Source organism: Streptomyces albospinus (assembly GCF_014648695.1).
Taxonomy (GTDB): domain Bacteria; phylum Actinomycetota; class Actinomycetes; order Streptomycetales; family Streptomycetaceae; genus Streptomyces; species Streptomyces albospinus.
Genome location: NZ_BMRP01000055.1, coordinates 26,133 through 39,888, shown reverse-complemented (window position 1 = coordinate 39,888; position 13,756 = coordinate 26,133). Strand labels below are relative to the sequence as shown.

8 protein-coding genes are annotated in these 13,756 nt (G+C 70.8%); 7 read left to right on the top strand and 1 reads right to left on the bottom strand.

Annotated elements, in window-relative coordinates; all coding sequences use genetic code 11:
* Positions 1-638 (top strand): transposase family protein (locus IEZ17_RS36755; protein WP_189307970.1); only part of this gene is annotated, 638 nt, incomplete at its 5' end.
* 30 nt (positions 639-668) lie between these two features.
* Here IEZ17_RS36755 and IEZ17_RS36750 read toward each other — a convergent pair.
* Positions 669-1,511, bottom strand: coding sequence for a transposase (locus IEZ17_RS36750; RefSeq protein ID WP_229852994.1), 843 nt, complete (start codon positions 1,509-1,511; stop codon positions 669-671).
* Between the two features lie 269 nt (positions 1,512-1,780).
* Between IEZ17_RS36750 and IEZ17_RS36745 the strand changes: the two genes are divergently transcribed.
* The 6 genes from IEZ17_RS36745 to IEZ17_RS36720 all read left to right on the top strand — a co-directional run bounded on the left by IEZ17_RS36745 (position 1,781) and on the right by IEZ17_RS36720 (position 13,614).
* Entirely contained in the window at positions 1,781-2,317 is a 537-nt protein-coding gene (locus IEZ17_RS36745) for a hypothetical protein (protein ID WP_189307969.1), read from the top strand.
* Positions 2,318-2,796: 479 nt separating this feature from the next.
* Positions 2,797-10,422, top strand: a complete 7,626-nt coding sequence (locus tag IEZ17_RS36740) for a type I polyketide synthase (protein ID WP_189307968.1) — start codon at positions 2,797-2,799, stop codon at positions 10,420-10,422.
* A gap of 211 nt (positions 10,423-10,633) precedes the next feature.
* Positions 10,634-11,812, top strand: coding sequence for an SDR family oxidoreductase (locus IEZ17_RS36735; RefSeq protein WP_189307967.1), 1,179 nt, complete (start codon positions 10,634-10,636; stop codon positions 11,810-11,812).
* A 67-nt stretch (positions 11,813-11,879) separates the two neighbouring features.
* Positions 11,880-12,524, top strand: a complete 645-nt coding sequence (locus tag IEZ17_RS36730) for a DUF6230 family protein (RefSeq protein ID WP_189307966.1) — start codon at positions 11,880-11,882, stop codon at positions 12,522-12,524.
* On the top strand, positions 12,515-12,916 hold the full coding sequence (locus IEZ17_RS36725; protein WP_189307964.1) for a DUF6114 domain-containing protein: 402 nt from the start codon (positions 12,515-12,517) through the stop codon (positions 12,914-12,916). Before IEZ17_RS36730 ends, IEZ17_RS36725 begins: the two co-directional genes overlap by 10 nt.
* Positions 12,913-13,614 (top strand): hypothetical protein, encoded by a 702-nt coding sequence (locus IEZ17_RS36720; RefSeq protein WP_189307962.1) that lies wholly within the window; start codon positions 12,913-12,915, stop codon positions 13,612-13,614. Before IEZ17_RS36725 ends, IEZ17_RS36720 begins: the two co-directional genes overlap by 4 nt.
* Positions 13,615-13,756 lie beyond the last annotated feature (142 nt).

The window sequence follows — 13,756 nt, the reverse complement described above, 5'->3', positions numbered from 1 at the left end:
GGGCCGTCGGCGAGATCCGCACCCTCCTGGCAGAGCGGGGCTGCGCGGTCCCCGGCCGGTCCGGTCTGCGCCTTCGGACACTGGCGGACGTGTTCGCCTATGCCCAGGCCGAGGGCGTCGAGCTGCGCCTTGACGCCACCGAGGTCCAGGTCCGCCGGCCCGAGGTGGCGGGCCGCGGCGGACGCCGCGCATTCGTCTCCGGCAAGAAGAAACAGAACACCATGAAAGCCACCGTCGTCGCCGACCACAAAGGCCGCACATTATGGACCGATGCCCTGCGACCTGGCCGGATGCACGACGCGACCGCCGCACGCGACGAAGGCATCGGCGTCTGCTTCCAGCACTTTCCCGACGTGAAGGTGCTCCTGGACGACGGATACCTCGGCCTCAGGCGTGACCATCCCGGCCAAGCGGTCACCCCGCCGAGGAAGGCGAACAAGATCTCCCCACCCGAAGTCCACGAGGCCCGGGAGCCAGCCCGCCACCAGCACTCGTCCCAACGCATCACCGTTGAACACGCCCTGGCCGACCACAAACGCTGGAAGCAACTCCTGCGCTGGACCCACCGACGAGATGCCCTGCCCGCCACCTATCGAGCCATCGCCGGCCTCGTCTCCGACCGCGTAACGACAGTCTGAACATCAGCCCTCGACAAGACCACCACGCCCTCACCCACTATCACGCACCAACTCGTAAGGGCTGTCCCGTAAATGATCTTCGGCGTGGTCAGGGTGCGGTCGACGGTCGTGGGAACAGGCCGTCCATCCGACTAGATTGAGGTTGTGCAGATGGGCAATGCCGCGCATGGCGTGGTGGACACCGTCTCCCTTGAGGCGGCAATCCCGCAGAATCTTCCAGCACTTCATGCGGGCGAAGACGTGCTCGACGCGGGCCCTGACCTGCTTGTGGGACCTGTTGTGCGCGATCTTCCAGTCGGGCAGTTCCTCGCCCTTGCGGCGGCGGTGCGGCATCACCAGGCCGGTACCCGGATAGCCGCCGTCCGCGATCTTCATCGTGTTGCCGACAGCCTCCTTGGCGCCGGATTCCGTCCACGCCTTGCAGTCGTTGCGGTTGCCGGGCAGGGGCCGGCCGACCACCACGACCAGGCGGGTGTCGGCGTCGATGACCACCTGATGGTTGGTGGAGTATCGGTAGCTCTTCGACTGCTCGGCCACCGCGTGGGCGCGGGTGGGCACCAGGGTGCCGTCCACGATGAGCACCGCGTCCTTGCGGAACCGCTGGCGCGGCTGGAGCGCGAGCATCGGTCCGAGCCGGGTGATCACGCGGTCCGCTGCGGACTTCGAGACGCCGAACAACGGGGCGAGCTGGCGCAGCGTCAAGTTCGTGCGCCAGTAGGCTGCGACCAGCAGGAGCCGGTCCTCCAGCGGCAGCGCCCAGGGCCGCCCGCGCCTGACCTCGTCGGCGCCTTCGCGGCGCGGCGCGGTCACCAACTTGACTGCTACCCCGTCGCCGCGCCGGCCTCGGCGCGCCTCAAGCCGGCGCGCCTGGATGAGGTGAAGCGCAGCCCGGGGTGCCCGCGCAGCGACGGGGCGAGGGCGGCTGTCATGGAGGCGACCTGGCCCCACGTCGGCCAGGGACAGAGCCCGCGTCCGCACGCACGATGGACTGTTGTAGACATGCGGCGCAGAGGGTTCGTGGTGCGCCTGGCAGTGAGCCTGTGCACTCCTCTGCCGCGTGGCCGGACCTGGCCAACCAGCCGAGAACGGTGCCCTAATGGTCTCACCGTGCGCCACTCCTTTCGGAAAGCCCAGGAGGCACCGTGTTCGCCGGCATACGCTCTCGCGCCCTCGTCACTACCGCTGCACTCGCGCTCGCGTGCGGCGGTCTCCTCGCGCCCGCCACAGCACACGCCGACACCTCGCTCCTGTCGTGCACCGGTACCCAGACCGTCACCTACGATCCGCCGCTCACCGACACCGCCAAGTCGACCAAGGTGACCATCACCGAGGTCTACACGTCGTGCAAGGACACGGCCGGCATCACGTCCGGCAAGGGAACGCTCCAACTCACCGAGACCGCGTCCTGTACCTCCCTCAACAACCCGCTCGGCACCCAGGACCAGCCCACCTACCAGTGGAACAACGACAAGAAATCCACTGTGCTCTTCAAGGTGACCTCCGTGGACCGACTCGGGAACGGCACCTCCCAGGTCACGGCGGCCGGCACGGTGACCGACGGATTCGGGAAGGGCAGTGCCGCCACGCGTACGGTCACGCTGCCCGATCTGAGCCTCACCGCGTGTGAGGGCAAGGGAGTCCCCGGCCAGAGTGGCCCGGCGACGCTGACCTTCGCGTAGCAGCCGCGGACGACACACCCTGGCGTCGGACGACCGCCTCCCCGCACAGGGGGTCCGCCGCGTCGCGGCGGGGCTCTCGCGTCATGCGGCCGTCAGAGCTTCGGGTACCGCCGCGGCGGCCGGACGAACTCTTCCGTGGAACCGCGCGCCGCACGTCGCGACGGTGTGAAGTCGTCGCCCCTACCGGCGCCGTGCAGACGGCTTCGGGCTGATCCGGATCGGCTGCAGGAAGCCAGGAGAGCGTCGCGCCTGAGGCGGAAAGAGGCTCCGTGGTCACGGCCGTGACCACGGAGCCCTCATCGTCACGGTCGGGGGTGATGCTGGCCGGTGCGGGTTGCGCGAGTGGCGGAGACAGATCGCGCGTGCACCTTCACGGAGACACTTCATCGCGTTCTGTAGCTGTATCCTCGCGCTGCGTAATTGTCTGGTGCTGCCCGAAGGGCGGCTTGTCTCCGTCTGTGCAGGAAAGCTGGTCGCTCATGCATCACAACAAGGCAGCGTCACCGGACCGGGCGATCGCGGTGGTCGGGGCGGCATGCCGCCTGCCGGGCGGCATCAACGATCTCGACGCGTTGTGGGCTGCTCTGGAGGGCGGCCGGGATGCGGTCGGCGAAGTGCCGGCGGACCGCTTCGAGTCGCGTCGGTTCACTGACACGTCGATGCCGCGCACCGGCAAGAGCTACACGGCCGCGGGCGGATTCCTTGAGGACATCGCCGGGTTCGACGCGGCCTACTTCGGCATTGCGCCGAAGGAAGCCGCTCAGATGGATCCCCAGCACCGGCTCCTGATGGAGCTGGCCGTCGAGGCACTGGACGACGCCGGCATCGCCGCCGAACGACTGACGGGGTCCGACACGGCCGTGTACGTGGGGGTGTCCGACACCTCCTACGGAGCCCTGCAAATGATGATGCCGGAGACGGTCAACGCGTACACGATGTCCGGTGGCGCATCCTCGATCGCCGCGAACCGGCTGTCCCACTTCTTCGATCTGCGCGGTCCCAGCATGGCGGTGGACACCGCCTGTTCCTCGTCCTTGGTGGCGCTGGACCGGGCCTGTCGCACTCTGCTCGACGGCAGCAGCCGGGTGGCGCTCTCGGCCGGTGTCAATGCGCTGCTCAGCCCTTACCACTATGTGGGGTTCTCACAGGCGGCCATGCTGTCGCCGACCGGCCGATGCGCCTCGTTCTCGGCCAATGCCGACGGGTTCGTACGTGCCGAGGGCGGCGGCCTCGTCGTCCTGAAGAAGCTGGCGGACGCCGTGGCCGACGGCGACCGGATCCACGGGGTGATCCTGGGAACGGCATCGAACAGCGACGGCAGGACCATGGGACTTGCGCTGCCCAACGCGGACGCGCAGGAAGAGCTGTTGCGCTCCGTGTACGCGCAGGCGGGCGTGGCGCCGGACGAACTGGTCTATCTGGAGGCGCACGGCACCGGCACCCTGGTGGGCGATCCGCTGGAGTGCCGGGCCATCGGCCGGGCACTGGGCCGCCAACGAGCCGGCGGGGTACTGCCGATCGGCTCGGTGAAGACCAACGTCGGGCACCTGGAGCCCGCTTCCGGGATGGCGGGGCTGCTCAAGGCGCTGCTCGTGCTCCGGCACGGGACGATCCCGCCTTCTCTGCACGCCTGCCCGCCCAACCCGGACATCGATTTCACCGGGCTCAACCTCGCGCCCGTGACACGGTGCCAGCCTTTGGGCGCTGTCGATCGGCAGGTCGTCGGCGTCAACTCCTTCGGGTTCGGTGGCTCCAACGCCCATGTCATTCTCACCTCTTCGCCGGGAATGCCGCCCGCCCCACGGGAGGGTTCCGGTGCCAAGGAGGTACTGGGGCACGCCGAGGCGTACCCGGTGATCGTCTCCGCACAGACGCCAAAAGCTCTGGCTGAGGCTGCGTCACAGCTTGCCGACCGGCTGGTGACCGCCACCCCGCGAGAGTTCTACGACATCGCCTACACCACCTGCCGGCGCCGCGGCATGCACCCGCACCGCGCGGCCGTACTGGCCGGTCCCCGCGTCACCGCCCAGCGGTTGCGCGCTCTCGCCGGGCCGCAGGCCGGCGCCGGGGAAGCGACGGTCGCCCCGCCCGCGACGGGCGAGCCGGAACAGAGTGCGTTCATCCCGCTCCCGCGCGACGACGAGCGCGATTGCTCGGTTGGTACCACCACCCAGGCGGTCCGCCATGGGCGGGTCGCCTTTGTCTTCTCCGGCAACGGATCACAGTGGGCGGGCATGGCGGCCGATCTCCTGGCAAGCAGCGCGACCTTCCGAGCGGCCGTCATGGCGGTCGATGCCGCGCTGGCTCCGTTGCTCGGCTGGTCGGTCGCCGAGGAACTCACCGTGCCGGCGGGCCAGGCGCGTCTCGCGGCCACGGAAATCGCCCAGCCACTGCTGTTCGCCGTACAGGTCGGCCTGGTGCGGATGCTGGAGGAACAGGGCATCACCCCGCACAGCGTGCTCGGGCACAGTGTCGGGGAGGTCGCCGCCGCCCATATCGCCGGGGCGCTCGACCTGCGGCAGGCTGCCCAGGTGATCGCCGAGCGCAGCCGTACTCAGGCGGCCACCGCTGGGAGCGGCAGGATGGCCGCCGTTGCGCTGTCGCCGTCGGAGGCCGAGGAGGCGGTGGCGGCGTTCCCCGGATTGGAAGTTGCGGCGGTGAACAGCGGGCGCGATGTGACGATCGCCGGCCCGGCCGCCGGATTGCGGGCATTCGCCGAGCAGTCGGCGCAGCGTGGCGTGGGCTGCAAGGAACTCGAACTGGACTACGCCTTCCACAGCGCGGCGATGGACCCGGTCGAGGAGCCGCTGCGCCAGGGCCTGGCCGGCCTGCAGCCTGCGACGACGAAGATCGCGATGTTCTCGTCCGTGACCGGTGGACGGATCGAGGGCACCGACCTCGGTGCGGACTACTGGTGGCGCAACGTCCGTGAGCCGGTGCGGTTCGCCTCAGCGGTGGAGCAGGCGGTCGACGACGGCGCGGATGTTTTCGTGGAGATCGGGCCGCACCCTGTCCTGCGATCCTATCTGCGCCGTATCGCCAACTCCCGCCCCCGGACGGTGATCGCGGTGACAGCAACGCTTCAGCGCGGCCGGGGCGGGCAGGACGCGGTGCGCCAGGCGGTGACCACGCTCATGGCCGAAGGCGCCCAGGTGGACTGGAGCGTGTACTTCCCCCGGCAGGGCCGGGTGGCACAACTGCCGGCGTACCCGTGGCAGCGCGAGCGGCACTGGAGCGGCACTCCACAGACCTGGTTGCGGACCAGCGGCTCGGGCCACCTGGATCACCCGCTACTGGGCGAGCGGCTGCCTTCCCCCGTACCGACCTGGCAGGGGGCCGTCGAACCCGCGTTGGCGCCCTGGCTGGCCGACCACAAGCTGGCGGGCTCGGTCGTGGTCCCGGCGACGGCCTACGTGGAGATGGCGATGGCCGCCGGCCGCCTCACCCTCGACGCGGCGGTGGAAGTGGACTGCCTGGAGATCACGCGCCCCCTGGTCGTGCCCTGGGCGGATGCCGGCAGCGTCCGCATCCAGCTGGCCGTCACCCCGGACGACGGACTGGTGAGCATCACCAGCACCGACGCGCAGACCCGACGGCCTCGGCAGCACGTCCGGGCACGGGTCCGTGCCCTGCTCGGCCGGGCACCGGCGGACCTCGACGTCTCCGGGGTACGGGCACGCTGCTCGCGATGGGTGAGCGGCGCGGAACACTACGACGAGGTGGGGCGCGTCGGCCTCCAGTACGGTCCCGCGTTCCAGGTGCTGCACGAACTGCACGTGGGGAACGGCGAAGTGCTGGCGGCCTACCGGCACGAGGCGCCCAGCGAGGAGTACGAGGCGCACCCCGCCCTGCTGGACGGAGCCCTGCAAGCGGGCGCGCCACTGATCGGCGAGGCCGTGGCGGACGGCACCGTGTATCTCCCGGCCGCCGTCGGCGCCGCCCGCGTGTGGCGCACGCCTGCCGCGACCGGGTGGATCCATGTGCGGCAGCGCGCATTCTCGGCGGACGAAGCGTGCTGGGACATCGTCGTCACCGACCAGGACGGAACGGTCAGCGTCGAACTGCGGCGATGCCGACTGCGTAGGCTCGCCGGCGCGCACCACACGCCGCTGACCACACATCATACGGAGTTGCGTGCCCTGCCCGGTGCCTTCGAACCGGTCGTCGGCGAGCCGCCTGCGGCTCCTGCGGACCTCACGGCGGCAGCCGCTGACCGGATCGCCTCCCTCCGCGCGGACTGGCACGCGAACGACTATGCGCACTTCGTGGCCATGCTCAAAGCGGCCGCTGCCCATCGGCACGCAGCCGCCATCGCGGACCTGCTGGTGGACACCACCGCTCCCTTCGAGGTGGCCGACCTCATCGCCGCCGGTATGGACCCCCGGCGCGGGCCCTACCTCGCATGCATGATCCCCGAAATGGTCCGGCACGGACTGCTGGAGCGGCTGGAGCAGGACGCCGGGCGGCTGAGGCTCACGCGTTCGGTCTTCGACGACCGGGAGCTGCTGCGCCGGCTGACAACGGAGTTCCCGCAGGCGTCCGTTGAGAGCCGACTGGCGATCAGCAGTCTGCGGGAGGTGCTCACCAGCGACGGCCGGGATCCCATGGAAATCCTGGTTGCCGACGGCAGCCTCGCCGATGCGGAGCAGCTCTACGACACGGCCGTCATCCTGCGTTTCCACAACCGCGTCGCACAAGCCCTCCTGCGGGAGACGGTGCGGGTGTGGCCGGCCGACCGGCCGCTGCGCGTCCTGGAAGTGGGGGCAGGCACCGGCGGTACGACCGCGGCCCTGCTCCCGCTGTTGCCGGCCGACCGTACCCAGTACGTCTACACCGACGTCTCACCGGCCTTCCTGGCACGCGCCGAACGCCGCTTCGCCGCGTACGACTTCGTCACCTACCGGACCTTCGACCTCGATTCCGACCCGGCCGGCCAGGGGCTGCCCGAGGCGGGCTTCGACCTCGTGGTCGCCGCCAACGCCCTGCACACCGCGAAACACCTCGAATCAGCGGTGCGCCACGTCGGCACCCTCTTGGCCCCCGGCGGACTGCTGCTGGCGATCGAGAGCCACGATCCGCACGTGCTGGCACCCTACTTCGGCACCCTCGACAGTTTCTGGGACCGCACGGATCGCGAAGAGCGCCCGGACTCCCCGCTGTTGCCCGCAGAACGGTGGCTCGCTCTTCTCGAGCGGTGCGGCTTCACGGACGTCGTCCGCACGGGCGATGACGCGGAACCCTGCCGCGAGGACTTCTCCGTCTTCCTCGCTGCCGCTCCCCGGCGCGATGTCCCACAGCCGCCGCTCCCGGCGAACGAGACTGGCCGCCGGTGGGTCATCGTCGCGGAGACCGCCGCAGAGCTCGGCTTCGCAGCGGCCCTCGCGGCGCTTGTACCGCCGCCCGATGGTGGCGGCGAAACACCGGTGCGCCTGCTGGAGGATGGCTCGGCCGACTGGGCGGCAGAGTTCGGGGAGAACGGCGCCGACGTATGCGTCATCCTCGGCGGGACTGCCCAGCCGGACCCCGCCCAGGCAGTGGAGCAGGCAACCGCACGCGCGGCCCTCATGCGTGCCGTCACCGCCGCCTGCGCCCACCTTGCGGACGGCACGCGAGCGTCCCTGACCTTGGTGACCCGGCCCAGCGGCGCACTGCCCCCGCCCGAGCGCGCCGTCGCGCCCCAGGACGCCGCCGTGTGGGGCATCGCGCGGACCCTGGCCAACGAGGAACCGCGGCTCTGCGTCCGCGCCATCTCACTGGACCGCGACGGCGAAACCACCACCGTCGCCCACCGCGTCGCCCGCGAACTCCTGTCGGACAACGCCGAGCTCGAAGTCGTCATCACCGCGAGCGGCGGCAGATTCGTGCCCCGTGAACTGGCGCTGCCCGCCGCCGACCCGACGACGGGAGCCGCACCGGCCGCGGACACGTTCACACTCGACGTGCGTTCCCCCGGGCTCTCCTACCGGCTGGCGTGGGTGGAGAACACTCCTGTCACGGCGGGCCCCGGGCAGGTGGCCGTCGCCGTACGGGCGGCCGCTCTGAACTACCGGGACATGATGCAAGCGGTGGGACTATTGCCGGCCGAGGCGGTCGAAGGAACGTACAGCGAAGTGGGCCTCGGCCTGGAGTGCGCCGGCATCGTCACCGCCGTCGGCCCGGACGTCACCGGCTTCCGGCCCGGCGACCGCGTGTACGGACTGGCGCCGGCCGCCCTCGCCTCGCACACCGTCACCGCCCACCAGGCCCTCGGACACATCCCCGAGGCGATGAGTTTCACCGAGGCCGCGACCCTGCCCGTCGCCTTCTCCACCGTGCACTACAGCCTCGACCAACTGGCCCGGCTGCGGGCGGGGGAGACGGTACTCGTGCACGGCGGTGCGGGCGGAGTCGGGCTCGCCGTCCTCCAGTACGCGCGCATGTGCGGGGCCCGCGTGATCGCCACGGCGGGCACTCCCGCGAAACGGGAACTGCTGCGACACCTGGACGTCGATCACGTCCTCGACTCGCGCAGCCTGGAGTTCGCCTCCGGCGTCATGGAGGCCACCGACGGACAGGGCGTCGATGTCATCATCAACTCCCTTGCGGGCGAGGCGATCACTCGCAGCCTGGAACTCCTGCGCCCCGGAGGCCGCTTCATCGAACTGGGCAAGCGCGACATCTACGAGAACAAACCGCTGCTCCTGCGCCCCTTCCGCAACAACATCGCGTTCTTCGGCGTCGACCTCAGCACCCTTGCCTTCGACCCGGTCCACGGTGCCGCGCTGTTCGCGGCCGTCACCGAACGCGTACGCAACGGTTCGTACCGCCCGCTGCCGCACAGCGTGTACCCCGCCGCCCGAGTGGCAGAGGCATTCCAGCTCATGCAGCACTCCCGCCACGCCGGCAAGGTCGTGGTCGCCTTCGACCCACTGGACGAACCCGCCCCCGTCGAGCGACGCCGGCAGGCACCGCGCCTGAATACGCAGGGCACCTATCTGATCACCGGCGGCCTCGGAGGCTTCGGCGCCGCGACGGCCGGCTGGCTCGCGGAGCGGGGCGTGCGGCACCTCGCGCTGGTCAGCCGCCGCGGCGACCAGGCACCAGAAGCCCCGGCCGTGCTGGCCGAACTCGCGGCGCGCGGCGTACAGGCCACCGCCTACGCCGCCGATGTCGCCGACCTCCCGGCCATGCGGCGCGTCATCGAGGACATCGACGCCGGCGGGCACCCGCTGTGCGGCGTCGTCCACTGCGCGATGCAGCTGGAGGACGATCTGCTGACCGAACTCACCGACGAACGGTTCACGGCCGCGCTGTCCCCGAAGGCGGCAGGCGCCATGGTGCTGGACCAACTCCTCGCCGGACGCGAGATGGAGACGTTCCTGACGTACTCGTCGGGAACGACCGTCATCGGCAACATCCGCCAGGCCAACTACGTTGCGGCCAACCTCTGGCTGGAGGCTCTGGTCCGTCGCCGTCGGGGTCGCGGAGCCGCCGGACAGGCGATCACCTGGGGAGCCATCGGCGAAACCGGCTATGTCACCCGCAACGAGCTGACACACACACTCGCCTCCGCAGGGATCGAACCCGTGTCGCTCCGGGAGGCGTTCACCGCTGCCGACCTGCTGACGGCTGGCGGCTTCGAGGTGGCAGGCGTCGGCCGTTACAACTGGGGCCGCATGCGCCGGCTGCTGCCCGCTCTCGCGGCACCCCGGTGTTCCCTGCTCTTTCCCGATCACATGGAGGAAGCCGACTACACCCGGGAGGAGATCCTGCAGGCACTCGCGGCCATGTCCATCGAGGACGCGGCGCGAACCATCGCGGATACACTCGCCTCTCTCATGGCCGACGTCCTGCACATGGACCACAAGGAACTCGACCACAACCGGCGGCTCGACGAGTACGGCCTGGACTCACTCATGGTCGCCGAACTGCTGGTCTCCGTACGCAGACGCTTCGACATCGACATCCCGCCCATGGAGCTCCTGCGCAGCGGCGGCACGATCACCGACATCTCCCACCTGGTCCTGCTGCGCCTCGGCCTCTCAGGAGCTTCCGAAACCGCCGCCGACGACACGACCACACCCGAAGCGACCGATGAACCGGCCACGGCCCCCTCTGTGGCGTGAATCCATCCACGTCTGCGTTCGGAGCCTTCCCGGCCTCCTCCAACGGGAGGCGGAATCGTAGACCGCCGCGCCTTCAGGCATCTGCCGGGGACGCCGGGGGACGCCGGCATCGTTCGGCGGGACCTCCAGGGTGTCCGTCGTCCGCCTTTCCCTTCACGTGGCGGCGCAGGGCCGCTCGACGAGCGTGCGATTCGGCCCAGATGAGGTATCCATGCCTGTCCTGATCACCGGCGCGACGGGGTTCCTCGGTTCCCGCGTCCTCCGGGAACTCCTGCCGCGCGGCGACGACATGGTCACCGTCCTGGGCCGCGGAACCCCGGCGGAACTCCGCGCCCGCACCGAGAGGCAGCTGGTCCGGCTCGGCGGTCCGCCTCTGGGCCCCTCGGACCTGAAGCGCCTCGCCTACGTCACCGGCGACCTGACCAAGGACGACCTCGGGCTGGACGGGGTGGCACGGACCCGGCTGGCGGACGGCCTGGCGGAGGTGTGGCACTGCGCCGCTGACGTCAGCCTGCCCGGCAACCCGGGTACCGTGCACCGGACCAATGTCTGCGGCACCCAGCGGACTCTGGACCTGCTGGACCACGCCCCGGGGGCCCGGCTGCTGCACGTCAGCACCACCTCCGTCGCCGGCGCCCGCCGCACCGGACACGTCACGGAGGACGACCTCACCGACGCGTACGGCTTCGAAAGCCCATACCAGGCAAGCAAGTACACCGCGGAATGCGCGGTGCGTGCCTGGTCGGCGGCACACCCCGACCGGACCGTCACCGTGCTGCGGCCGGGCGTCCTGACGGCCGGCACCACCGTCCCACCAGGCTCGACCGACCAGGCCACCGGCGCCTTGCCGCGGCTGCTGGACCGCGCGCTGGCGCTGGCAGCGTGGCAGGTCAAGCTCGCCGTGCGGCTGATCGCCGGGACACGCCGGTCGCCCCTGCACCTGCGCGTGCCCGGCGACCCCGGCGGGCACCTCAACTTCGTGCCGGTCGACTACGCGGTACGGGCCATGGTGCGCGCCGCCGCGGGACACACCGGGCCCGGACTGCGGACCCTCCACGTCACCCATCCCCAGAACACGCCGAACACACTGCTCGCCTCGATGCTGCCGGAGATGACGGGCATCCACGTCACCCTCACCCCGGTCCTCGAACGGCCCACCCCGGTCGAGACCTTGGTCGCCAAGTTCGGCGGCCACCTGCTGACCTACCTCAGGCATCGACGCACGTACGACCGGACCAACCTCCTGCGGTCCGTCGGCGACCTGCCGGATCCTGATCCGCTCGACCTCGCGTACCTCAACCGCGCCCTCGCTCCCCGCGGAGCAGCGGCACGCGCCCTCCAGGACCTGTCGGCCGGTGCCGGACCGAACGGGCGAACTTCCCCTCGCTGATCCGGCGCGCGCGTATCCCGCCCATTGCGGTCGCGTTAGGCCGAGGGACCGCACAGGAAGGACACGCATGGCACGCCATCGCACGGCGGGACGCGGCCCAGGAAGACACAGCAGCAGCGCCGCGCCCGCCGCAGGCACCAACTGGCAGCGGGCGGCCGTGGCCGCCGTGCTCGCCCTGGCCGCCTCGGCGATGACGGTGTGGAGCACCACAGCGGCCGGAGTGCCCGTCAACTTCGCCATCTCAGGCAGCACCTTCCAGGTCACCGCGGACCAGCTCAAGGGACGCGACGCCGTCCAGTACGCGTCCTTCCACAAGGACGCTCGCGGCCGCAACCGGCCGGTGGCGGTGGCGGGGATCGGCCACGCCACGCTCACCAACGTCTGCCAGTCCTCGGTGGCACGCACGCCGTTCGGCCCCGTGACCCTGACCATCCGCGGCGGCCGCGGCGCCCTGGTGACCGCGGAGGACATGGTGATCGACCTCAAGCAGGTCCGCGGCGACCTGCATTTCGGAGACGTCCAGATGGGACGGGACGCCTCCACGCTGGACGCCGGTGCCCCCACCGGCGCCGCCCTCGGGGCATACGGCCAGCAGGCGAAGACCCTCGACATCACCGACATGCGGCTGAGCGCCTGGTCCCTGGCCGCCGGCTCCTTCTCCCTGCGCGACGCGACCATGGCCATCCGCCTCGGGAACCGCCCATGCACCTGAACATCCCTCTCGCCGTACTCGGCCGCCCGTGGACCGCAGCCACCCTGATCTGCGCGGCCGGAGCGGAGATGGCGTACTTCCCGCTGCGGCGACCCGAGTACCTCAGCTTCCAGGGGACAGCCGCCACCTCGACACTGCTGATCGCCGGTGCCCTGTTCGGCTGCGGCCTCCACACCGCCGCACGACCCCACCGGGCCACGGTCAGCGGGGTCGCCGCGATCGGACTGGCGCTGCTCTCCTTCCCCCTGGCCAACCTCGGCGGATTCTTCGCCGGCATGCTCCTGGCAGTCGTCGGCGGCGCACTCGCCGTCGGGTGGCAGACCGGTGACACCACCGGCCGCACCAGTCCGGACACCCCAACACCGGTGCCGGGCGGCAAGGCGACCGAATGAGGCGGGTGACGGGCCGCGCGCTGGCCGCTGCCCTCCTGACCCTGCCGGCCTCCGCCCTCGCGGCACCGGACGCGAACGGCGCGCGCCCCGTCCTCGCAGCCGCCGCACCCGGGGCGACGGCAGCCGACCACCGCACCCGAGCCACGCCCGCACCGACCGTACGCAGGACGCACACCAACACCGTCCGGTGCCAGCCGCCACCGACCGCGGACCTCGATACGGCGCCCCTGGAACAGGCGCGAGCCCTCGCGCAGTGCCTCACCTCACAGGACGGCACCTACCAGCCGCCGAACAGCCCCACCGCAGAAGGGGACACCTCGGTGACGGCCCGGACCATGAAGGTCTCCGGCCTGATGTGCCCGCTCTCCGCGCTGACAGGAGCCCTGTGTCACGCCCAGTCCGTGACCCTGCAGGACGCCGAGGTCGCCTACGGCTCCGGAGCCGGCGTCTGCCTGTCCGCACCAACAGTCGTCACCAGCGGAGACATCCGGCTCGCGGCGCACTGGATCACCGGACGCCTCCTCGGTCTGCTCCCCGTGGGATTCTCCACATCCGTGCTGCCACCGGTGCCCATCCCCTACGCCGCCCTGACCGACGTCCACATCCGCGGGCTGCGCCTCCGCGCCGACGAGATCACCGCCGTGCACGGCCGGATCGACTCCGGCCGTGCATGCGGCCGGGACTCCTCCGCCATCTGAAAGGCGCGCAGTTGGGTAACCGCGACGACGACGCGAAGGCGCAACGAAGCCGCTGTTTGCCCCCATCGCCGTCCCATCCCATGTGGGGTCGCTCCAACTGCATGACGCGGTCGAGGTACCGCCCAGAAGCCGGGACCGGCCT

Bases quoted from the DNA above. Each gene is read 5' to 3' on its own strand.
- IEZ17_RS36725 (WP_189307964.1), top strand. From the start codon at position 12,515: ATGCACCTGAACATCCCTCTCGCCGTACTCGGCCGCCCGTGGACCGCA.
- IEZ17_RS36740 (WP_189307968.1), top strand. From the start codon at position 2,797: ATGCATCACAACAAGGCAGCGTCACCGGACCGGGCGATCGCGGTGGTC.
- IEZ17_RS36735 (WP_189307967.1), top strand. From the start codon at position 10,634: ATGCCTGTCCTGATCACCGGCGCGACGGGGTTCCTCGGTTCCCGCGTC.
- IEZ17_RS36720 (WP_189307962.1), top strand. From the start codon at position 12,913: ATGAGGCGGGTGACGGGCCGCGCGCTGGCCGCTGCCCTCCTGACCCTG.
- IEZ17_RS36730 (WP_189307966.1), top strand. From the start codon at position 11,880: ATGGCACGCCATCGCACGGCGGGACGCGGCCCAGGAAGACACAGCAGC.